General features: G+C 64.0%; 17 protein-coding genes and 1 pseudogene. 6 read left to right on the top strand and 12 right to left on the bottom strand.

From position 1 onward, the window contains the following. Nucleotides 1-69 precede the first annotated feature (69 nt). The 7 genes from RWO33_RS01915 to RWO33_RS01885 all read right to left on the bottom strand — a co-directional run bounded on the left by RWO33_RS01915 (nt 70) and on the right by RWO33_RS01885 (nt 5,897). Entirely contained in the window at nt 70-498 is a 429-nt protein-coding gene (locus RWO33_RS01915; protein WP_314101502.1) for a hypothetical protein, read from the bottom strand. A gap of 143 nt (nt 499-641) precedes the next feature. Beyond that, nucleotides 642-1,352, bottom strand: coding sequence for a tetratricopeptide repeat protein (locus tag RWO33_RS01910; RefSeq protein ID WP_314101499.1), 711 nt, complete (start codon nt 1,350-1,352; stop codon nt 642-644). Continuing rightward, entirely contained in the window at nt 1,345-2,034 is a 690-nt protein-coding gene (locus RWO33_RS01905; RefSeq protein ID WP_314101496.1) for a Fe2+-dependent dioxygenase, read from the bottom strand. Before RWO33_RS01905 ends, RWO33_RS01910 begins: the two co-directional genes overlap by 8 nt. Nucleotides 2,035-2,084: 50 nt before the next feature. Continuing rightward, entirely contained in the window at nt 2,085-4,382 is a 2,298-nt protein-coding gene (locus tag RWO33_RS01900; protein ID WP_314101494.1) for a TonB-dependent siderophore receptor, read from the bottom strand. A gap of 143 nt (nt 4,383-4,525) precedes the next feature. Then, entirely contained in the window at nt 4,526-4,915 is a 390-nt protein-coding gene (locus RWO33_RS01895) for a hypothetical protein (RefSeq protein ID WP_314101491.1), read from the bottom strand. Between the two features lie 116 nt (nt 4,916-5,031). After that, a complete protein-coding gene (locus tag RWO33_RS01890; RefSeq protein WP_314101489.1) occupies nt 5,032-5,364 on the bottom strand; it encodes a non-heme iron oxygenase ferredoxin subunit in 333 nt (110 codons plus the stop codon). Next, nucleotides 5,361-5,897, bottom strand: a complete 537-nt coding sequence (locus RWO33_RS01885) for a GNAT family N-acetyltransferase (RefSeq protein WP_314101488.1) — start codon at nt 5,895-5,897, stop codon at nt 5,361-5,363. The genes RWO33_RS01890 and RWO33_RS01885 overlap by 4 nt, the downstream gene beginning before the upstream one ends. A gap of 159 nt (nt 5,898-6,056) precedes the next feature. Between RWO33_RS01885 and RWO33_RS01880 the strand changes: the two genes are divergently transcribed. The 5 genes from RWO33_RS01880 (at nt 6,057) to RWO33_RS01860 (ending at nt 13,882) form a co-directional block, all read left to right on the top strand. Then, a complete protein-coding gene (locus RWO33_RS01880) occupies nt 6,057-11,318 on the top strand; it encodes an RHS repeat protein (RefSeq protein WP_314101486.1) in 5,262 nt (1,753 codons plus the stop codon). Nucleotides 11,319-11,377: 59 nt separating this feature from the next. Continuing rightward, nucleotides 11,378-12,328, top strand: a complete 951-nt coding sequence (locus RWO33_RS01875; RefSeq protein WP_314101484.1) for an RHS repeat-associated core domain-containing protein — start codon at nt 11,378-11,380, stop codon at nt 12,326-12,328. Further along, nucleotides 12,300-12,758 (top strand): pentapeptide repeat-containing protein, encoded by a 459-nt coding sequence (locus RWO33_RS01870; protein ID WP_314101482.1) that lies wholly within the window; start codon nt 12,300-12,302, stop codon nt 12,756-12,758. Before RWO33_RS01875 ends, RWO33_RS01870 begins: the two co-directional genes overlap by 29 nt. A gap of 92 nt (nt 12,759-12,850) precedes the next feature. Next, nucleotides 12,851-13,198 (top strand): hypothetical protein, encoded by a 348-nt coding sequence (locus RWO33_RS01865; protein WP_314101480.1) that lies wholly within the window; start codon nt 12,851-12,853, stop codon nt 13,196-13,198. Between the two features lie 147 nt (nt 13,199-13,345). Next, a complete protein-coding gene (locus RWO33_RS01860; RefSeq protein WP_314101478.1) occupies nt 13,346-13,882 on the top strand; it encodes a hypothetical protein in 537 nt (178 codons plus the stop codon). Nucleotides 13,883-14,078: 196 nt separating this feature from the next. On the opposite strand, the pseudogene RWO33_RS01855 reads toward RWO33_RS01860, so the two are convergent. Further along, nucleotides 14,079-14,585 (bottom strand): annotated as a pseudogene (locus RWO33_RS01855) (aminotransferase class V-fold PLP-dependent enzyme); the annotation flags it as partial. A gap of 986 nt (nt 14,586-15,571) precedes the next feature. Between RWO33_RS01855 and RWO33_RS01850 the strand changes: the two are divergent. Next, complete coding sequence (locus RWO33_RS01850; RefSeq protein ID WP_314101476.1) at nt 15,572-16,111, top strand: hypothetical protein; 540 nt, start codon at nt 15,572-15,574, stop codon at nt 16,109-16,111. Nucleotides 16,112-16,839: 728 nt separating this feature from the next. Here RWO33_RS01850 and RWO33_RS01845 read toward each other — a convergent pair. The 4 genes from RWO33_RS01845 to sufB all read right to left on the bottom strand — a co-directional run bounded on the left by RWO33_RS01845 (nt 16,840) and on the right by sufB (nt 21,661). Further along, the gene (locus tag RWO33_RS01845) at nt 16,840-18,096 is read right to left on the bottom strand and encodes a cysteine desulfurase (protein ID WP_314101474.1); all 1,257 of its coding nucleotides are present in this window, start codon (nt 18,094-18,096) and stop codon (nt 16,840-16,842) included. Next, a complete protein-coding gene (gene sufD, locus RWO33_RS01840) occupies nt 18,093-19,355 on the bottom strand; it encodes a Fe-S cluster assembly protein SufD (RefSeq protein WP_314101472.1) in 1,263 nt (420 codons plus the stop codon). The genes RWO33_RS01845 and sufD overlap by 4 nt, the downstream gene beginning before the upstream one ends. Beyond that, nucleotides 19,355-20,119: a Fe-S cluster assembly ATPase SufC gene (gene sufC, locus RWO33_RS01835; protein WP_314101469.1), complete on the bottom strand. Its 765-nt coding sequence runs from the start codon at nt 20,117-20,119 to the stop codon at nt 19,355-19,357. Before sufC ends, sufD begins: the two co-directional genes overlap by 1 nt. Before the next feature lie 66 nt (nt 20,120-20,185). Continuing rightward, complete coding sequence (gene sufB / locus RWO33_RS01830; protein WP_314101467.1) at nt 20,186-21,661, bottom strand: Fe-S cluster assembly protein SufB; 1,476 nt, start codon at nt 21,659-21,661, stop codon at nt 20,186-20,188. Nucleotides 21,662-21,675: the final 14 nt, after the last annotated feature.

Here is a 21,675-nt window from a genome sequence, read left to right as displayed (position 1 = left end):
CCCGCAGGGCGGGCAGGGGCAGGCGGCCAGGCAGCGACCTGCGCGCTTATGGCGCAGGGACTGACGGAATCAACCCTGGGGTGGTGCCTGGCCGCGCTGAATGCGCAGACCGGGCGCCGCGGGCAGCGGGGTGGCGGTAGCGGAATCGATCGCCGGCACGCGCTGCGGTGGCTGCTCGGCCAAGGTGGCCATCAACGCCTCCAGCGATTCAGCCGACGGAGGCGGTGGCAACTGCGGGGCGGTGTCGGCCGGCTTGGCGCTGGCCGTGCGGCGCGGCTTGGCTGGGGGTTCTTCCAGCAGGCGTTGCTCACCGCCGGGGAACTCTTCGGCGGGAAGCTGGAGCACCAGCGTGGCGGTGCCAGGCAGGTGCGGTTCCAGCAGGGGCAGGGCGCCCAGCAGCATCGACAGCAGGGCCAGCCACGCCAGCACCGTGCCCAACGCGGGGCGCTGCCCGCGCATGGCGGGGGCAAAGCTGCGGTGGTGGTGGGGATGGCGCAAGACAGGGTCCGTGTCGAAGCGCCGGGGCCGGCGCGGCGGGAATTGTAGGGAGCACCTGCCTTAAACGCAAATAGGAATGATTTACCGATCTGCGTGATTTGATTTGTTCCCGCGGGTGTGGGGGGTATCACCCATGGGTGGCGCTATCTTGCCAGGGCGCGGATGCTGGGGTGGGGCGAGGCTGCAAGGGTGGGCTGGATGTGGGCGAGGAACGACGGGCTGCCGTGCGCCAGGGCCCGCTGCAGCCACGCCTCGGCCTCGTCGACTTTGCCCGCCGCCAGCAGCAGCGAGGCATGACTGGCCTGCCCGCGGAAGTCACCGGCCTCGGCCGAGCGGCGGTACCAGTCAGGCGCGGCGTCGGGGTCGGCCTCGACGCCGATGCCTTCCTCCAGGCAGCGGCCGACCAGGTTCATTGATTTGGCGTGACCCAGCCGGGCCGCACGCAGATACAGCGCGAACGCCGCAGGCGCGTCGCGCGGCACGCCCCGCCCGGTGCCCAGCAGGTTGGCCAGGTTGTACATGCCCCAGTCCAGGCCCTCGCCTGCGGCCTTGCGGTACCAGACCGCCGCCAGTTCGGGATTGGCCGGGGTCCCGGTACCGAGTTCATGGCAGCGGCCGAGCATGTTCATCGCTATCGCCAGGCCGGCGTTGGCGGCCCGTTCGAACCAGTGCATGCCGGCCGGCAGGTCCTGCGTGATGCCCCGGCCTTCCATGCAGGCCTGGCCCAGCAGGTATTGCGCCTGCGGATCGCCGCGCTGTGCCGTGCCCTGAAGCGCGGCAAGGGCCGCGACGGGATCTCGCTGCAGTTGCTGCACCAGCGCGTCGACATCGAAGGCAGCCACAGGCTCAGACATCGGCCCACTGCCGCAGCAGGTTGTGATACACGCCGGTGAGGTTCACCAGTGCAGGATGTTCGGGGTGGTCGTGGGTAAGCCGGCGGATCGACACGTCCAGGTCCCACAGCAGGCGGCGCTGGGTATCGTCGCGCAGCATGCTCTGGATCCAGAAGAACGAGGCCAGGCGCGCACCGGCGGTGACCGGCGTCACCTGGTGCAGGCTGGTGCCGGGGTACAGCACCATGTGCCCGGCCGGCAGCTTGACCCGCTGGTTGCCATAGGTGTCTTCGATGACCAGCTCGCCGCCTTCGTACTCGTCTGGATCGCTCAGGAACAGCGTGGCGGAGAGATCGGTGCGCACCGGCTGCGGCTGTCCTTCCATGGTGTAGTCGTAGCGCACCGCGTTGTCGATGTGGAAGCCGAAGGTCTGGCCCTGCTGGTAGCAGTTGAACAGCGGCGGAAAAATCCGGCGCGGCAGCGCGGCGGAAAAGAAGGTGCTGTTGCGACCGAGCGCATCGAGGATGGCCGAGCCCACCGCACGCGCGGCAGGGTCGGAGTCGGGCAACTGCAGGTTGTGCTTGGCCTGTGCGGACTGGTAGCCCGCGGTCAGGCGCCCGTCGGTCCAGCCGGCGGTGGCCAGCTGGCGGCGCGCCTGCGCAACCTGCTCGGCGGTGAGGACGTCGGGAATGTGCAGCAGCATGATCGGCTCCAGGTCCTCCCGCGCCGGAGCGCGGGAGGAGGACGTATCGCTTAGAACTTGAAGTTGAAGGCCAGCGTTGCCGAGCGGCCCGGCGCGATGGCAGCGTAATGCGAAGCGTACGCCTTGGTGAAGTAGGTCTTGTCGGCGAGGTTCTGCACGTTCAACTGCAGGCTGTACTGCGGGTTGAACTGGTAGCCCACCATCGCGTCCCAGCGGGTGTACGAGGGCACCCACTTGGTGTTGTTGACGTTGCCGTACACCTTGTCGACGTAGTTGGCGCCCACGCCCAGGCTCAGGCCCTGCACGAACGACGGGGCCCAGGTGGTCCACAGGCTGGCGCTGTGCTTGGCAGTGTTGGGGAACTGGTTGCCGTTGAACGGCGACGGGGTCCAGATCGGCGCGGCGGTGGTGCCGGTGTTGACGAAGCCGTTGTCCTCGACCACCGCGTCCAGGTAGGTGTAGCCACCGAAGACCTGCCAGCCTTCCATGACGGTGCCGCTGAAGCCGATCTCGGCGCCCTTGACCTTCTTGCGGCCCGCGTTCTGCGTGGTACCGGCATCGCTGGTGACGCGTGCGTTGGTCATTTCGGTTTCGAAGATCGCGCCGGTCAGCGACAGGCGGGCATCGAACAGGTCCCACTTGGTGCCCAGTTCAATGTTGCGGCTGCGCTGCGGCTTCAGGTCCTGGATGGTGGCGCTGATGCCGTCGGCGCCGTCGCCGCCGTCCACGCCCACCGGGGTGGACGAGGTGCCCCACGACAGGTAGATGCTGCCGTTCTCGACCGGCTTGTACACCAGGCCTGCCTGGCCGTTCCAGAACGAGGTATCGTTGCGCAGGTGCTGCAGGTTGGCCGCCGCGGTCGGCACGAACTGGTGGGTCTTGTAGTCATCGAAGCGCGCGCCCAGGTTCAGCATCCACTGCTCGCTGAAGCTGATGGTGTCGAACACATAGGCCGACTTGGTGCGCGTGGTCTGGCGCACGTCGTTCGCCGGGTTGCTGCGAGTGACGGTGTGGAGCGATGCCCACGGGTCGTTCGGATTCGGGTTGGTGAAATCGGTGCAGTTGTAGCCGGTTGCAGCCCCGGTGGTCGGGCAGCTCTGGTTGCCGGTGAGCGGGTTGTTGGTACCGGCGGTGGTCTGGCCATTCGGGCGGACCACATCGCCGATCAGGAAGCTGCCGCGCACGGTTTTTTCGTCGCTGTACTCCACGCCGGCATTGAAGCTGTGACGCAGCGCACCGGTTTCGAACTCACCGGTCAGGCTGGTCTGGTTGATGAAGCTGTCGGTCTCGCTCGCACGCGAGTTGCTGCGGCGCCACAGGGTGCCGTAGAGGTTCGGATTGCCCTTGCTGTCATCCGGCTGCGTCCACAGGTAATCGTTGCGGGTATCACCGTAGCGCGTGATGTTGCGCAGGACGATCCCCCCGAAGTCGTGCGAGATGTTCAAGGTGGTGATGTCGGCGCGGGTCTTCTGGAAATCGCGGTCGACAAGGCCGTAGTAAGCGTCGCGGTTGGTCACCAGCGGGCTGCCGTCGCCATTGAGGGCCACATTGGCGCCGGTGCTGAACGGGTTGTTGTACGGGAAGCCGCCGGCGTCGGGCAGGTCGTCGGTTTCCATGTGGTAATGGCCCAGGGTGAGCTGGGTCGGGCCGTTCAGGCCGAAGGCCAGCGACGGTGCGATGCCCCAACGGCTGCTGTTGACCGCATCGCGGCCGGCGACGTCTGCGTCATGGCTCATGAGGTTCACGCGCGCCGCGATGCCGTCACCGATTACTTCATTGGCATCCAGGGTGCCGCGGCGGTAACTGTCGGTGCCGGCCGCCAGCGAGCCCTGCACGAAGCTGTCCAGCTTCGGGGTCTTGCTGACCAGGCTGATGGTGCCGCCGGCCGAGCCACGGCCGGAGTAGGCCGAGCTCGGGCCCTTGACCACGTCGATCTGTTCGATGGCAAACACTTCGCGGGTCTGGCTGCCGGCATCGCGCAGGCCGTCCACGTAGATGTCCGAGGCCGAATCGAAGCCGCGGATGAAGGGGCGGTCGCCGGTCGGGTTGCCGCCTTCGCCGGCACCGAAGGTGATGCCCGGCACGGTGCGCAGCGCGTCCAGCAGGGTGGTGGCGGCGGTCTGCTCAATCACCTGCTGGGAAATCACGCTCACCGACTTGGGCGTATCCAGCAGCGGTGCGGTGAACTTCGACGACTGTGCACGCACGCGTTCGCCGTGCACATCCACGCCGTCCAGCTCGGTCGCGCGCTGCGGCTCATTGGCAGCGTCGGTTTCGGCATGGGCGAGGGCGGGGGCAGCGATGGCAAGTAGCAGGGCGGACGACAGCGGGGTCGGGCGGACGGTCATGGGTTTTCCTGGATGTGCGGACGAACGCCGGACGGCCGGGGGCCGTCGCGGCAGGTGGAAGTTGCGGGAAAAAAGAACAAACAGGGCGCACATGGCTGCGACGCAGACCACGGCAGGCACCCACGCGCAGCGTGGGCGCCGGATCAGGCCCGGGGAGTGGCGTGCCCGGGATTCAACCGAAGCGAGGGTTCAAGCCGTTGCCAGCGCAACGCATCGGCCGGCCACAGCGGCACGGCGGCTACCCACGCGGCGCGCTTCGGGCGGGCGGCGGGGATGGGGCCGCCCGCTTCCGCGTCGGCGGTAGCGTCCGCGCCGGGTTTGTCGGCCGATGGCGTTTCCGGCACCGGGGTGCCGGGCTGGCCGGGTACGCTGGCGTCCACCGCGTGCTGGCCGGCAGGGGTGCCGATCAGCTGGGCTTGGCTGTCGCTGGAAGCCTGCGTCCGCGCAGAACCTGGCCAGGCGCACGCCAGCAGCACCACGCAGAGCGTGGCCCACAGGGCGAAGGCACCAAAGACGCGGGGCAGGGACGGCACGGATGACCAGGCAGGCGCGGTCGGCTGACCGCGATGCCTATGGTAATGCTAACTATTCGCGTTTTCAAAAAGCGCCCATTCAGCTGGGCGCCCGTCGAGGAATCCAGGTCTGCAGCTCAGTCCCGGTCGTCGCGGGTCCAGACCCCGCCGTGCTCCAGCTTCACCGGGAACTTCGGCACCGGCGAATACGCCGGCGCGCAGAGGGCGCGGCCATCGCGCACGTCGAAGCGCGCGCTGTGCAGCACGCATTCGATGCTGCCCTCGGTGGTATCGAACGTGCCCGAGGACAATTCGAATTCCTCGTGGCTGCACTGGTCTTCGAGGGCGTACAGATCGCCATCCAGGTTGAACACGACGATCGGCGTGCCGGTGACGTCATCGAAGGTGTTCTTCATCTCGCCGGGCAGCAGCTCGGCGGTGGCGCAGACGTAAGTCCAGGTGTCGCTCATGCCTGTGCCACCAGCGGCTTTTCCAGGATTTCGAAGCGCAGGTCGTCGCGCTTGGGAATGCCGAAGCGCTCATCCCCATACGGGAACGGCTTCTTGATCCCGGTGCGCTGGTAGCCGCGACGCTCGTAGAAGGCGATCAGTTCATCGCGGATGTCGATCACCGTCATCTGCATGACCGGCACGCCCCATTCGCGTGCGGCGTGGGCTTCCGCCGCGTCCATCACCTGCTTGCCGATGCCGCCGCCCTGCTGCGCCGGGTCCACCGAGAACATGCCGAAATAGCCCTTGCCGTGGTCGTCGGCGACGTGTGCGCATGCGACCAGCTGGCCATCCCGTTCTGCGAGCAGGACGGTGCTGCGCTCGCGCTCGATATCGGCCTGCAGGCCGATTGCGTCAATGCGTGCGCCGTCGAGCATATCCGCTTCGGTGGTCCAACCGACACGACTGGCGTCGCCGCGGTAGGCGGAAGTGACCAGAGTGATCAGGGCAGGAATGTCGGCCAGCGTGGCCGCGCGGTAGGTCAGAGTGCTCATGGCGACATTCTAGAGCGGGACGCCGGTGACGGGTAGCGAGATTCCTTCGCGGTACGCCTGCGTTGGCTTCGGGAATGAATCCGATTTTGATCTGATAGATTCCGATCCACAGATTCGCGGGAGCACGCTCCGTACGGGGCTTGAACAGGGAGAGGGAATTTGGGCACCAAAGATTTCTGGGCGCGCCGTTTTGGCGTGGCAGCGGTTCTATGCGTGACATTCGGCACTACCTGGTCCGCCGAGCCCTATCAGGAGTACAGCAAGCGCATCGAGGCGGCACAGACGTTGACGGCCCTGAAGAGCGAGCTGATGGGCGACAACGTCAGCGTCTACAACGGCGCGACCGACTTCTCGGTCACCGACATCGAGCTGCCCGGCTCGGGCATGCCGGTTCGTCTTACCCGGCGGCTCTCGGTGGAGCTGACTCCCATCGGTCCCGGCGAGCCCCTTGCGGCCCCCAAGCTGGCGGGTCTGGGCAACTGGGACATCGATGTTCCGTATCTTTCTGCGACATTCGACAGCGCCGTGGGTTGGCGCGGGCTGGATTCGACCGGCGCGCTGACCGACAGCCGCTGCTCGGTAGCGGTGTCGCCGGAGATCTCCTTCAGCGGCGCGATCAGCATCTTCGACGTCTTCCAGGGCGTAAGCATCCACCTGCCCGGCGAGGGCGACCGCCCCATGCTGCTGACTGAGCCCGGCGTCCCGCTGCCAAGCGACGGCGTGCCGCGTCGCTGGACCAGCCGTGAGCGCGATGCCTTCAGTTGCATCGCCATGCAGGGCGGCATGGCTGGCGAGGGGTTTGCCATGCAGACAACCGACGGCCGTCGTTTCGAATTCAACGTTGCGGTCGGGCGGCCCGCCGGCTCCATGCGGCAGTCGCGGGGGCCACTGCATCCCGCCGTGACCATCGCCCGCACCCGCATGTTCCTGCTGGCCACCAGGGTCACTGATCGGTTCGGCAATACGCTGACCTACAGTTACAACGGGCGTGGCAATCCCACGGCCATCGTTGCCGAGGACCGCAATGGCGAGGTTCGCCGAATCGATCTGGCCTACCAGAACGACCAGCTGGTGACCGCCTCCACCAATGGCCGAACCTGGTCCTACGGGTACGACGGCGCGGCAAACCTGGCCGCAGTCACCCTGCCGGACGGCAGTGCCTGGCAGTACGGCTATACCGGCAATCTCAAGCCCGGCTTCGAGTTCTGGGACGGGGAAGCGGGCATCACCTGCGCGGGTGGTCCGGACGCCCTGCAGGCCAGTTATGAAGTGACCTCCCGCCACCCGTCGGGCGCGCTGGGCAGGTTCAACTTCACCAACCTGCGGCATTACCGCGCCGGCGTTCAACGCAGTGAATGCATTCGCAGGTTGAACGGGCAGGAGCCGTACTACGTGCTGCGCACGCCCAACCAGTTCGACATCATGTCGCTGGTGTCCAAGGAGCTCTCCGGCCCGGGCATTCCACAGCCGCTGCGGTGGTCCTGGTCGTACACGCGCGATCCGCAGCCGCTCTGGGGAAGCGGGCAACCGGTGGCTTATCCCTGCCAGACCTGCCCGACCACCAAGGCAAACTCGCTCTACAAGCCCGACGGCTCCAAGGTCGTTTACGACTACGGTTTCCTGTATGCATGGAACGACGGGCAGCTGATGGGATCCAGCACCTACGATGCGGCCGGGAACCTGCTGTCCTCCACCCGCTCTGAACTGATGACCGACGCACAGGTGGCGGCCCAACCCTTCTTCCCCAACTACGGGCTGAGCGTGGGTGGCGATGATATCGGCACCCTGAAGGTCAGGCCGATGGCAAGCACCACGGTGACGCAAGACGGTGCTGACTATCGCTCCACCACCAACGCGTTCGATGGCTACGCTCGTGCCACCAGCGTCACCAAGGCAAGCCCCTGGTATTCGCGCACCGACATAACGCAGTACTACGATGACCCGGCACGCTGGCTGCTGGGTCAGGTAAGTGCGGTGACCAATGCCGACACCGGCGCAGTGGTGTCGCAGGCCGCGTACGATGGCAACGCGATGCCATCGCATTCCTGGTCGTTCGGAAAGCTGCAGCAGTCGCTCACCTATCATGCCGATGGCACTGTGGCCACGATCCAGGATGGCAACGGCAATACCACCACTCTGGGAGCGTGGAAGCGGGGTAGTCCGCAGTCGATCACCTGGCCGGACAGTCAGGTGCTTTCGGCCACTGTTGACGACAACGGGTGGATCACTGCGGTCACCGACGAGAACGGTTTTGCCACCCAGTATGGTTACGACGCCATGGGCCGGGTGGCCAGCATCACCTATCCAGCGGCCGACTCGGTCAACTGGAACGTCACCACCCAGGCGTTTGCCCAGGTAGGCGGCGACGAGTATGGCCTGGGGCCTGGCCATTGGCGCCAGGTGGTCGCCACCGGCAACGCGCGGCGGGAGACGTATCTTGATGCCCTCTGGAGGCCGCTGGTCACGCGTGAGTACGACGCGGCCGACGTTGCCGGCACGCAGCGTTTCCAACGCATTGCGTATGACGAGGAAGGTCGGCAGGTGTTTGCGTCCTTTCCTGGTGCCACCGATGCCCTCTCCACGGGCACCTGGAGTGGCTACGACGCGCTTGGTCGGGTGACCTCCGTCTCCCAGGACAGCGAGCTGGGACTGCTGACCACGGTGACGCAGTACCTGCCGGGCAACCAGACCCGCACCACCAATCCGCGCGGCCAGGCCACCCTTACCGGCTTCCAGGTCTTCGACCAGCCCGGCTACGACACGCCCAGCTGGATCCAGCATCCGGAAGGGGCATTCACCGATATCGTCCGCGACCTGTATGGAAAGCCCACCTCGATCAGGCGTCGCAACGCGGACGGCACCCTCGCGGTTACCCGCAGCTACGTGTACGACGGTCACCAGCAGCTGTGCAAAACGATCGAGCCTGAAACCGGTGCCACGGCTACCGGCTATGACGGCGCCGGCAACATCACCTGGACCGCGTCCGGGCTTGCACTGCCAAGCACCAGCAGCTGCGACGCCCAGGCAGCGGTGGACTCCGGCCGCCGCGCAGATCGCACCTACGACGCGCGCAATCGTTTGAAGACACTGGCGTTCCCGGATGGCAACGGCAACCAGACCTGGAACTATTTCAACGACGGCAAGCCCTCGCAGGTCGTCACCCTCAACGACAACGGGGCCAGCCAGGTCGTCAACACCTATACCTACAACCGCAGGCGGCTGCTGACCGCCGAGACCTCGACGCAGACCGGTTTTCCGACCTGGGCACTGGGCTACGGCTACGATGCCAATGGCGCCATGGCCAACGTGCTGTATCCCAGTGGCATGAGTATCGACTACGCGCCCAATGCACTGGGCCAGCCGTCGCGTGCCGCTGGCTATGCCACCGGCATCAGCTATTACCCGAACGGCGGCATGCGGCAGTTCACCTATGGCAATGGCGTGGTGCACAGCATGGCGCAGAATGCCCGGCAGCTTCCCGCGCACATGACCGATAGTGGCGTCCTCGACTACCGGTCCTCCTACGATCCGGCCGGAAACGTGTCGCGCATCGAGGACGGAGTCAACGCAGGTCGGAACCGCGACATGAGCTACGACGGACTGGACCGGCTGGTGCAGACCGTGTCTCCTGTCTTCGGTGGCGACGGCATCATGCGCTATACCTACGACGTGCTGGACAACCTGCGCTCGGCCAAGCTGGCCGGCGTCAAGGAGCACAACTACTGGTACGACGCCCACAATCGCATGACCAACGTCCAGAACGATGCCGGGGCCACGGTGATGGGTCTGAGCTATGAGCAGCAGGGCAACCTGAGCAACAGGAACGGTCAGGCGTTCAATTTCGACTACGGCAATCGGCTGCGTTCGGTAACGGGGTTGGAGTCCTACCGCTACGATGCGCATGGACGTCGGATAGCGTCTACCGATGCAGCGGGGATTACCATCACGTCAATGTACGGCCACGACGGCGTGCTTCGACGGCAGGACAACGTCCGCCTTGGGAAGAACAGCGAGTACGTCCAACTCAATGGCAGCCTGTTGGGTTCGATGGACTATATCGTTGCGCCCGTTACCCCCATGCTGCAGGCTCCCGCGTACAGCAACTCCGGCAGCTATGTTGTGAGCTGGAACGCGGTCGCGGCGGCAACCGGCTATGAGCTGCAGGAGCAGGTCAACGCCGGGGCCTGGGTTGGGGTGCATTCCGGTGCCGCCATCAGCTGGGCAGCGAGCGGTAAAGCCGGGGCCACGTATGGCTACCGCGTACGTGCCTGCCTGGCGGGGGCAAACTGCAGTGGTTGGAGCGCCACGGCAGCCACTGTGGTGCAGCTGCCTCCTGCCCAGGCACCCTCCATCTCGGCGCCCGCGCAGGCGGCCAATGGCAACTTCGTCGTCAGCTGGTCCGCTGTCGTGGGTGCCAGTACGCATGAGTTGCAGGAGAGTGTGGGCGGCGGCGGTTGGTCACCGGTGAGCCCGACCACCACGCCGAACTCCGCGCAGTACACAGGTCGGGCAGCGGGCACATATGCGTACCGCGCGCGGGGCTGCAATGCCGCCGGTTGTGGTCCGTTCTCCGCATCGGCCACGGTGGTGACCTTCTGGCCGCCTGGCAGCGCACCTGCCCTTTCTGCGCCCTCCATCGCACTCAGTGGCAACTTCACGATCAACTGGTCAGGGGTTCCGGACGCGAACAAGTACAGTGTGGAAGAAAGCGCCAACGGCGCCGGCTGGGCCGTGTATAGCGAGTTGGCGTCAACCGGGCTGTCGTTCTCCGGCAAGCCAACCGGAAACTACAGCTATCGGGTACGGGCGGGTAACGATGCCGGGTGGAGTGGTGCCTACTCCAACACAGTGTCTGTTGCATCGTTGCAGCCGCCGCAGGCGACATCGATCAGTGCCCCAGCCTCGAGCAACACCGGCAGCTTCACCGTCAGTTGGAATGGGGTGCCCTTGGCCACGGAGTACCGGCTGGAGCAAAGCGTCAACAGCGGCGGCTGGGGGGAGATCCAGCGCGACGGGTCCACGCAGCGCGGGCTCAGCTACGGCGCAGATGGCACTTATGCCTATCGCGTGCTCGCCTGTAACTCGGCAGGGTGTAGCGGGTACTCCAATGTGGCATCTACGGTGGTCACATTGCCGCCGGCCACGCCGACGATCACGTTCAACACCAAATACCAGACCGCCACCCGCCCGATACGCATCCAGTGCACCCTCATGTGGACGCCAGTGGCCGCGGCGGCAAGCTATGAGCTGCTCAAGGACGGAACGGTTACCGCCTACAGTGGGCCCCTGACCAACGTCAGTTCCAGCAACCAGAACTACTGCGCCACGTCGCATCAGGTGCGGGCATGCAACGCCGCAGGCTGTTCGCCCTGGTCCAACCCGCCATCCATCCAGCAACTGGTGATCGGAGATGCCCAATGAGTGAGCAGCGAAAAGTTCGCGGGCTGAGAGCGCGTCTTTTGTGCCGTCCGCAGGCCTTGATGAGTACTGTGCTCCTCTGCGCGCTGATCATGTGCTTGGCCTGGGTGCCATCCGCCAGTGCCCAGACATTCACTTATTACCATACAGATCCGCTTGGCTCGGTGGTCGCCAAGACGGACGAAAGCGGGAACGTCATTGAGCGGATTGACTATGAGCCCTACGGTGCCGTGGTCGGTGGGCAGCTCAAGGATGGGCCGGGGTACACCGGGCATGTGAGCGATGCCGCTACCGGGCTGAGCTATATGCAGCAGCGGTACATGGATCCGCAGTTGGGGGTGTTCCTGTCGGTGGACCCGGTGACGGCGTACCAGAAGCCTGTTGATCAGTTCAATCGGTATCGGTATGCAAATGGCAGTCCTTACACATATACGGACCCGGACGGACGAGAGAGTGGCGCGGCTTTTAGAGTCGTTAACAATCTGACCAATGGCGGATCGGTAAGCCCGCCGCCAAGAAATCCAGCTGATAAGCTGGGTCCTGCGATAGGTGTTGCCCTAGCCGGGGCGCTCGCTGCTCCAGTTGTGGGTTATGCAGGTGCGGCCGCTTTAGCTAACCCTACAACGACCACTGCTGTGATAAAGGGCGCTGCGGACATCGCCATGGGTGACGCAATCGGCGGGGCCTCACTGGGGGTGGCGTCCGCTGGGATTGTGGTAAATGCTGAAAGAGCGGCTGCTTCGTTAGCTGGTTCAACAATGCAGACCACCCAGAAGGCAGTCTCCTTACCCGCAGTTCAGCGTTACGTAGACGCACTGATATCCGGCAGCAAGGCTCCTGCAATTCAGGCAGACGGACGAGTGATAGTGGACGGCAATCACCGCTACGTCGCGGGTAGAATATTTGGGCAGGAGCCCTCGGTTGTCCCTGGCAGCGTTTCAACCAGTCAGTTGAGTGAGGTTCGGCCGGTTCAGGAGTTAAGGTTTGATCCAGTTGATTGGGGAAATCATTGATATGAAGATCGAAAGCCAGCTCGGCGATGTTATAGATATTCCTGCCGACATGTGGTCTCGCAAAGACATGCGTAATATGATGCTTCACCGAGCAATCTTTTCATTAAAGTCGATGTCTGGCTTTTCATTCGATGGTTCGGACCTGAGATCGGCGCTATTCGATTCGGGGGATTTCCGTAAAGCTTCATTCTGCGGCGTCCGCGCAATGAACGCACTGTTCAAGCAGTCTAACCTGAGTGGGGCGACCTTTAAGGGCGCCAGCCTGGTCGGCGCCGTTTTTGACGGAGCAGATTTACGAAGCGTTGATTTTGGAGGGGCAGATGTGGCATTTGCGTCTTTCAGAGGTTGCGACTTGCGCGGGGCTGGCCTGAGCTTCCACAGGTCTGATGGCGCCGACTTCAGCGAAGCAAAGATTGGAGAGGGTAATTAGGTAGTCGTGGAAAGTCGAAAAGGCGCATTGCGCTTACTGAGGAGTGTCGGCCGCCCTGCCAGTTACGCTGTTGGGCCGGATGCATCCACCAAATGAGTCGCAATTCGAATCCAAAGGATCAAGGCGTTGAATCGCAGCTTTCCAGTCACTCAGCCGTGGCCTATCAAGCCAAGCGCGTAGCGTCGGAGTTGCACGCAGAAGGATTAAGCCTGCTCGACCACGTGTCTGGTGGGAGGGTAGGCGATGAGGAGGAAGCGGATCGTCTGTTGAAGGATGAGCTGCTGCGTGTGCGCTACGGAAACTGGAAGGTCCACCACGGCGGTGAACTCTGGGAGGTGGTGGGTTACCGCTCGGCACTTTTGGAGCAGGTTACGTCAGAGCTGGGCATCACAATCAAACAGTTGGTGGTCAGGATCGCGACGCCCGCGCGGAGGGCGTGATCGCGTCTCAATCCTGGGGCGCCGAATTCACCGTAGCCAGGATGCTGGGGCTGCAGTCGCCTGAGCTTTCCCGCCTGACTGCTGAAGAGTGCAAAGCAACGGTAGACGCGTTGAGCCTGATGACTGGGCCTGGGTTCGAATGGAATGGTGGCTGATGTGTTAAGCAAAATTCTCAAAGACAATCTGTTCGCAGTGCTGTCTCGCGCCCAGCCTCCAGACAGTCCCATTATCGCCAGCGGTTGGGCAGGGCTGGCGTTTGACCGGAACCGATACGAAGATCTGGCTCCGGTAGACGTTTGGCGAGCTTGGTTCAACGTCTACAACCAACAGCCTTCTGCATCTCATGCCATAGGGGTCGTGTCGTTAGACGAGGTGAGTCGAGGCGAGAATGGAGTGAAGTTGGCTCCAAGCCTTGCCTCATTGCGCGAGTACTGGTCGGCGGATAGTCGCTTCCTTCGTGACCACTATGTCTTTGCTCCTGACTTCACTTGGGTCATTCGTCTCGATCAGGATGTAACACTGTTTGCCGCGCAGCTTGAATTCATGAGCGCGGTGGTGGCTCGGCTGGACGGGCTCGATAGTGTGATGGAGCGAATGGTTGACGATTTTGATCCTGGGGAAGGTGATCCCGTGGGGTTGACGGGGTTTCTTCTTGGCATAACGAAGGGCCTGAGAGTGGGGTGACTCCGCAAGCGACTTCGTGGTTCTTCGGTCACCTTGGCCCGCCGATGTGAGTCGGTGCGACGCCCATGTGATGTCGTGCGCGAGAACATTTTGGATTTTATGACGCTAGAAACCTGGCTCGGTCTACGGCAGGCGCTACCAAGGGAGCTTTGCAGGCCGCGCACGACCAACGGTCGTGCGCTACCGGGTGCGGCGGTCAGCCGAGGAGTTTGCGGACTTTGTTGAGCGCTGCGATGAAGCGCTCGATCTCGGCGTGGGTGTTGTAGAACGCCAGGGAGGCGCGGCAGGTTGCCGCTACGCCGAAGTACTGCAGCAGTGGGTGCGCGCAGTGCTGGCCCGAGCGGATGGCGACGCCTTCCAGGTCCAGCAGCGTGGCCAGGTCGTGCGCGTGGGCGCCTTCGATCAGGAACGAGACCACGGCCGCCTTGTCCGGCGTGGTGCCGAAGATGCGCAGGCCGTCGATCTTGGTCAGTTCTTCGGTGAAGTGCGCGAGCAGCTCGCCTTCGCGCGCTTCCACGTGGTCCAGGCCCAGCGATTCCAGGTAATCCACCGCCACGCCAAGGCCGATGAAGCCGGCGATGTTCGGGGTGCCGGCTTCGAACTTGTGCGGGGCGTCGTTGAATACGGTGCCGTCGAAGCTGACTTCCTTGATCATCTCGCCACCGCCCAGGAACGGCGGCATGGCATCGAGACGCTCGCGCTTCATCAAACGGAGGGCGTCAGAGCGCATACTTTCTGGGGTAAGGTAAGCGTGGGTGCATTGTCAGTGGCAGGTGCACTGGAACATTCGCTGACGCTGCGGAATACATTCCCGACCCCATCCCGAGGCCGGCTGATAGGTCTGACGTCGTGAGATGGAATGGGGCAATGGGCGTGATAAGAAAGAAAACCGGGTTGCCCATGCCGGGAGGGAGTATGGGTAGCGATGGCGGATTTCAAGGCTATTTTCGAGTTGATGGAAGGCTGGATTCCAAGAGGCTCGACAAAGAACTAAGGCAGGGGAAGTGATTCGGTGAAGTACTTTCAGCTGATGATTCAAGGGGTTTTCATTGAAGCACCAGAGTTGGAGTCGACTGTGGGTGGGTTTCAGTCAACCTTCTTCGTAAGGGCTGCAACTGCCTCGGGTGCGGCTAGTCGAGTGCCTGAACTACTTAGGGATAGGATGATTGTGCGCGGAGTTCGCGCTAAGGATGTCGGTCTCTTCAGGACTTACTATTGCATTTACGATATTTGGGAGATTACGGAGGAGCGGTGGTCAAGTTTAGGAGGGCGCGACACCGGATTCACCTACTTCAGAATAGGTTCGTGTGAGCGGTGGCATTTCGCGTTGCGTCGTTTGTGGATTGCCAGGTTTCGTCCGCAATTTTCGTTGGATCTACGACTTGAGCCCTAAGGCGTACTCTATGAGGGTCGATGCAGGAGGACTGCCTAAACATACGTAAGGACAATAATTGATACTGCTATCTCGTTGTTGCAAAAATGGTATGCGCGGCAGTGGGTTGGGGATTGGGAGTACTCCTGCGACATCAAAATAGATACGCTGGCAATCCGGGTTGGATCCTCACCGTAGGCTTGATGCGCTATACCTACGGCGTGAGCGGAGATCCGGAAAAAATGGGGTATTTGGTCGGAAGGTGAATAGCTCGGGCTGAAAAAGTATTGACATTCCTGCAAACGGTGACAAGCCGCATGAAACCCTACAGCACGATTGAAATAGCTAAAGACGGTACACGCTATTTGCCGATGCAAATACGAGGTGCGCAGCCGGGCGGGCTGGCTGCATTGCTCAAAGGGCGCCGGCTTCTTGCATGTAAGGTGCCGGAAAGGCAAAAGGGTCGCTTAGTGTGGCAGGTGACATTGAGCTTCACTTCCGATCTGACACTTGAACTGACGTCATCCAGCACCGCCGCACAAGATTGGGACGAGTTTGGGACGATAAATGTCGACGTTCTGACAGGGGTTGTCCCCACTTCAGTGAACGATTTGATCGATTTGGAGTTACCGGAAGGCCTCGAGGTTGTAAGAATTGAGGTCATTCGTTGGCAAGGAGATGGGCTAACCGTTGACTCAGGTATCCGGTTGCACTTCTCGGGTGGCCAGGCGTTCTCCGTCGTAGCATTTGACCTGCCGGGACAGCTGCTGTTGACCATGCCCGGAGAGGCACCTCCTCCCTCATGGCAATTCCCTGTACAGGAGTACTTTTCGGTGGCTTTTGAGGACTTGCCTTAGTACTTCCTCCGCAAGTGATGTGAATCATGCTCGCCGTGCGAAGCCATGTCCCAGGTGCAGCGAAAGACCCCAACGGTTTTCTCGGCAGGGCAGAGAACAGATCGTTGATATCAACAAGGGCAAGATTTGTAGAATCAGGGTATGGCGCCGAGGCCGAAGCGTCCCTGCAGGAGATCAGAGGTAACTTCAATGCTGAATTGGACAAGCGCACTGTGGCGATCCGTGGCGGGTTCACCGACAGCCATCAGCTGAGCACGGATTGAGCAGGGCGAAGTGCCTGCCTATCCAGTGTTGCAGGGTTCGATGGGACCATCGTCCAGCACTGCTCCGGGGCCAGGGCGATGGGCGTGGGATAAGAGCAACTGCGCGATATGAGCAACAATGGCGGGCCGGATGGAACAGTTGACAGTGCCCGTTGCATTGGGCCGCATTACCCGAGCGTTTTCCGCCCGAGCCGAGACGCCATCTAATAGTGGGAGCCAACGCGTAGCACCCCGGCGGAAGGTATCCAGCGCGGCCTGGTGCTGCATCGCGTGACCGGAGCCCTGGCGCGCTGATGGCGCTGCGGTGGCCCATCGCGGGAGATCCGGATCGTTCGCCACTGGGTGAATGTCGGGTGGGGATGGATCTGGAGGGCCGGCCAACGGCCAGCGCTACCGGGCGTCGGTTGGTGATGGGTGCGGGTTGCGGTTGGGTTGGCGCACGACCAACGGTCGTGCGCTACCGGGTCAGCCGAGGAGCTTGCGGACTTTGTTGAGCGCTGCGATGAAGCGCTCGATTTCGGCGTGGGTGTTGTAGAACGCCAGGGAGGCGCGGCAGGTCGCCGCTACGCCGAAGTACTGCAGCAGCGGGTGCGCGCAGTGCTGGCCGGAACGAATCGCCACGCCTTCCAGGTCCAGCAGCGTGGCCAGGTCGTGCGCGTGGGCGCCTTCGATCAGGAACGAGACCACGGCCGCCTTGTCCGGCGTGGTGCCGAAGATGCGCAGGCCGTCGATCTTGGTCAGTTCTTCGGTGAAGTGCGCGAGCAGCTCGCCTTCGCGCGCTTCCACGTGGTCCAGGCCCAGCGATTCCAGGTAATCCACCGCCACGCCAAGGCCGATGAAGCCGGCGATGTTCGGGGTGCCGGCTTCGAACTTGTGCGGGGCGTCGTTGAATACGGTGCCGTCGAAGCTGACTTCCTTGATCATCTCGCCACCGCCCAGGAACGGCGGCATGGCATCGAGATGCTCGCGCTTCGCCCACAGCGCACCGGTGCCGGTCGGGCCACACATCTTGTGGCCGGTAATGGCGTAGAAGTCGCAGCCGATGCTGGGGATGTCGACCTTGCGATGGGGCACGGCCTGCGAGCCGTCGACCACGGTGATGATGCCGCGCTTGCGCGCTTCCCGGCAGATCTCGCGCACCGGGTTGACCGTGCCGAGCACGTTGGAGACGTGGGCCACGGCCAGCAGCTTGACCTCGGGGGTCATGGCCCTGCGCAGGGCGTCCAGGTCGAGCGCGCCTTCCGGGGTGATCTCGGCCACGCGGAGAGTGGCGCCGGTGCGCTGGGCGACCAGCTGCCACGGCACGATGTTGGCGTGGTGCTCCATGCGCGAGACCAGGATCACATCACCGGCCTTCAGGCGCGGAAGCGCCCACGAGTAGGCCACCAGGTTGATCGCGAAGGTGGTGCCGCTGCACAGCACCAGCTCGTTGGCACGCACGTTGAGGAACCGCGCCAGCTTGGTGCGCGCGCCCTCGTAGGCGTCGGTGGCCTCGGTGCCCAGTGCGTGCACGGCACGGCTCACGTTGGCGTTGTAGCGGCGGTAGTACTCGTCCACCGCGCCGATCACCTGCACTGGCTTCTGGCCGGTGTTGGCGTTGTCGAAGTACACCAGCGGCTTGCCGTGCACTTCCCGCATCAGCAGCGGGAAGTCCAGGCGCACGCGGTCCCAGTCGGGGGCGTCGACCGTGTCGGCCACCGGGCGCGGAGTGGAGAGGTTCATGCCACGCCCGCCTTGGCCAGGGCGATGTCCAGCTGGCGGCGCAGCTGATCGGTCAGGCGTGCGTCGAGCATGTTCAGCGGCTCGTGGCAGAACGCGGCGCTGAGCAGCTGCTGGGCCTGCTCGGCCGGCAGGCCGCGCGAGCGCAGGTAGAACAGCGCATTGGCGTCGAGCTGGCCGACGGTGGCGCCGTGGGCGGCCTTTACTTCGTCGGCGTCGATCACCAGCGTGGGCTGGGTATCGATTTCGGCGTCGGCCGACAGCAGCAGGTTCTTGTTGGACAGGTTGGCGTCGGTGCCATCGGCGCCGGCACGGATGTGGATGCCGCCGTGGAAGACCACGCGGCTGCGGTTGGCGGCCACGCCGCGCCAGACCATTTCCGAGGCGGTGTCGCGCGCGATGTGCTCGATGCCCAGGCGGGTGTCGACATGGCGGCGGCCGTTGCCGAGCAGTACGCCATTGGCGGTGAGCTGGGCGTTGTCGCCTTCCAGGCGGACGTTGAGTTCGTGGCGGCTGAGCGCGGCGCCCAGTTCCAGGTCCACGCGGCGGTACTGCGCTTCGCGGGCGAGCACCGCGTCGGTGCGCAGCAGCACGGTGGCGCGGGCGCTGTCGGCCTGTACGCGGGCGTGCGAGAGCACCGCCTGCTGGGCCAGGTGCACGTGCACCAGGGTGTTGCCCAGGTGCGCGGCGTCGCCGATCGCCAGATGGTGTTCGACCACGCCCAGCGCGGCGCCGGTGCGCAGCTCGATCAGGTGGCGGTGGTGCCAGGCCAGGTCGGCATCGCCGGGGCTGCTGATGAAGACCAGCTGCAACGGCACGTCGACCTGCACGCCGTCGTCCACGCGCACCAGCACGCCTTCATCGGCCAGCGCGGCGTTGAGGCGGGCGAAGATTTCCTCGCTGCGCTCGAAACGGCGACCCAGGAAGCGCAGCGCCTCGTCGCCGGCGGCCAGCGCCGACGACAGGGTCTGCACCTGCATGCCGGCTGGCAGCGTGGAGACGTCGCTGTGCGTGGCCGAAGGGCGGCCATTGACGAACACCAAGCGCGGCGACGGGATGTCGGCCAGCAGGGCAGGGTCGATCTCCGGCGCGGCCAGCGGCGCGGGCTGGAAGCTGCGGCGCTCCAGCTGGCGCAGCGAGGTGTATTTCCAGGCTTCGCTGCGCGGGCCCGGCAGGCCGGCCTGCAGGGCGGCGTCGAGCTCGGCGCGGCGGGCGTCGCTGCCGCAGAAGCCGGCGGCGAGGGAATCCAGCAGGACGCTCATCAGACCGCTGCCTCCGGCACCACGCGGTCCTTCAGGAAGTGGTAGCCGTGGGCTTCCAGCTCCAGCGCCAGTTCCGGGCCGCCGCTCTGCACGATCCTGCCGTCGGCCAGCACGTGCACCACGTCCGGCTTGATGTAGTCCAGCAGGCGCTGGTAGTGGGTGATGACCAGGAACGAGCGGTCCGGCGAACGCAGCGCGTTGACGCCGTCGGCCACGCTCTTGAGCGCGTCGATGTCCAGGCCGCTGTCGGTCTCGTCCAGGATCGCCAGCTTCGGCTCGAGCACGGCCAGCTGGAAGATCTCGTTGCGCTTCTTCTCGCCACCGGAGAAGCCTTCGTTGACGCCACGGTGCAGCAGCTCGTCCTTCAGGTGCAGCACGGCCAGCTTCTGGCGCACCAGCTTGAGGAACTGCATGGAATCGAGTTCTTCCTCGCCGCGCGCCTTGCGCTGGGCGTTGAGCGCGGCGCGCAGGAAGTAGGTGTTGTTCACGCCGGGGATTTCCACCGGGTACTGGAAGGCCAGGAACAGGCCGGCGGCGGCACGTTCTTCCGGGGCCAGGTCGAGCAGGTTGTTGCCTTCGAACAGCACGCTGCCTTCGCTGACGTCATAACCGTCGCGGCCGGCCAGCACGTTGCCCAGCGTGGACTTGCCCGCGCCGTTCGGGCCCATGATGGCGTGCACCTGGCCGGGCTTCACGTCCAGCGACAGGCCCTTGAGGATTTCTTTCTCGCCGATGCGGGCGTGCAGGTTTTCAATCTTCAGCATGATTCGAATCCGGGTGTAGAGCCACGCCCTGCGTGGCTGAAATGTCAAACGAAGACGCGGAGGTGATTACCCGACCGATCCTTCCAGCGAAACTTCCAGCAGCTTCTTGGCCTCCACCGCAAACTCCATCGGCAGCTCGCGGAACACCTGCTTGCAGAAGCCATCCACGATCATCGACACCGCGTTTTCCTGGTCGATGCCGCGCGCGCGGCAATAGAACAGCTGGTCGTCGGAAATCTTGGAGGTGGTGGCTTCATGCTCCACGGTCGCGCTCGGGTTCTTGACCTCGATGTACGGGAACGTGTGCGCGCCGGAGCTCTTGCCGATCAGCAGCGAATCGCACTGGGTGTAGTTGCGCGCGCCCTCGGCATTGCGGTCGACCTTGACCAGCCCGCGGTAGGTGTTCTGGCCACGACCGGCGCTGATGCCCTTGCTGACGATCTTGCTCTTGGTGCGCTTGCCGATGTGGATCATCTTGGTGCCGGTGTCGGCCTGCTGGCGGTGGTGGGTCAGCGCCACGGAGTGGAACTCGCCCACCGAGTCGTCGCCCAGCAGCACGCAGGACGGGTACTTCCAGGTGATCGCCGAACCGGTTTCGACCTGCGTCCAGGTGACTTTGCTGCGCGCGCCACGGCATTCGGCACGCTTGGTGACGAAGTTGTAGATGCCGCCAACGCCGTTCTCGTCGCCCGGGTACCAGTTCTGCACGGTGGAGTACTTGATCTCGGCATCTTCCAGCGCCACCAGCTCGACCACCGCGGCGTGCAGCTGGTTCTCATCGCGCATCGGCGCGGTGCAGCCTTCCAGGTAGGACACGTATGCCTTGTCCTCGCAGATGATCAGGGTGCGCTCGAACTGGCCGGTGTGGCCGGCGTTGATGCGGAAATACGTGCTCAGTTCCATCGGGCAGCGCACGCCCTTGGGGATGAACACGAAGCTGCCGTCGGAGAACACCGCCGAGTTCAGCGCGGCGAAGTAGTTGTCGCCGACCGGCACCACGGTGCCCAGGTACTGCTTCACCAGTTCCGGGTGTTCCTTGATCGCTTCGGACATGGAGCAGAAGATCACGCCCTTTTCGGCCAGTTCCTTGCGGAAGGTGGTGCCGACCGAGACCGAGTCGAACACCGCGTCCACTGCCACGCCGGCCAGCTTGGCGCGCTCATGCAGCGGCACGCCGAGCTTGTCGTAGGTGTCCAGCAGTTCCTTCGGCACGTCGTCCAGCGAGGCGTACTTCGGACCCTTGGGCGCGGAGTAGTAGCTGAGCGCCTGCAGGTCGATCGCAGCGATCTGCAGCTTGGCCCAGTCCGGCATCGGCATGGTCAGGAAGTGGCGGTAGGCGTCCAGGCGCCACTGCGTCATCCACTCCGGCTCGTCCTTCTTGGCCGACAGGGCACGGATGGTGTCCTCGTCCAGGCCGGGCGGCAACGAGTCCGATTCGATGTCCGTGATGAAGCCGGCCGAATACTTGCGGCCGAGCTGCTCGTGGATCTCGCGGTTGGGGGTATCGCCGGGGGCGACGGTGTCGAGGATATCGGTGGCCATGGGGGCTGCCTGTG

Source organism: uncultured Stenotrophomonas sp. (assembly GCF_963519925.1).
Classification (GTDB): domain Bacteria; phylum Pseudomonadota; class Gammaproteobacteria; order Xanthomonadales; family Xanthomonadaceae; genus Stenotrophomonas; species Stenotrophomonas maltophilia_AE.
Note: the sequence above shows the minus strand (reverse complement) of the source record. Positions and strands in the feature narration are given on the sequence as shown.

Bases quoted from the DNA above. Each gene is read 5' to 3' on its own strand.
- RWO33_RS01910 (WP_314101499.1), bottom strand. From the start codon at position 1,352: ATGTCTGAGCCTGTGGCTGCCTTCGATGTCGACGCGCTGGTGCAGCAA.
- RWO33_RS01905 (WP_314101496.1), bottom strand. From the start codon at position 2,034: ATGCTGCTGCACATTCCCGACGTCCTCACCGCCGAGCAGGTTGCGCAG.
- RWO33_RS01900 (WP_314101494.1), bottom strand. From the start codon at position 4,382: ATGACCGTCCGCCCGACCCCGCTGTCGTCCGCCCTGCTACTTGCCATC.
- RWO33_RS01890 (WP_314101489.1), bottom strand. From the start codon at position 5,364: ATGAGCGACACCTGGACTTACGTCTGCGCCACCGCCGAGCTGCTGCCC.
- RWO33_RS01885 (WP_314101488.1), bottom strand. From the start codon at position 5,897: ATGAGCACTCTGACCTACCGCGCGGCCACGCTGGCCGACATTCCTGCC.
- RWO33_RS01875 (WP_314101484.1), top strand. From the start codon at position 11,378: ATGAGTACTGTGCTCCTCTGCGCGCTGATCATGTGCTTGGCCTGGGTG.
- RWO33_RS01865 (WP_314101480.1), top strand. From the start codon at position 12,851: ATGAGTCGCAATTCGAATCCAAAGGATCAAGGCGTTGAATCGCAGCTT.
- RWO33_RS01850 (WP_314101476.1), top strand. From the start codon at position 15,572: ATGAAACCCTACAGCACGATTGAAATAGCTAAAGACGGTACACGCTAT.
- RWO33_RS01845 (WP_314101474.1), bottom strand. From the start codon at position 18,096: ATGAACCTCTCCACTCCGCGCCCGGTGGCCGACACGGTCGACGCCCCC.
- sufD (WP_314101472.1), bottom strand. From the start codon at position 19,355: ATGAGCGTCCTGCTGGATTCCCTCGCCGCCGGCTTCTGCGGCAGCGAC.
- sufC (WP_314101469.1), bottom strand. From the start codon at position 20,119: ATGCTGAAGATTGAAAACCTGCACGCCCGCATCGGCGAGAAAGAAATC.
- sufB (WP_314101467.1), bottom strand. From the start codon at position 21,661: ATGGCCACCGATATCCTCGACACCGTCGCCCCCGGCGATACCCCCAAC.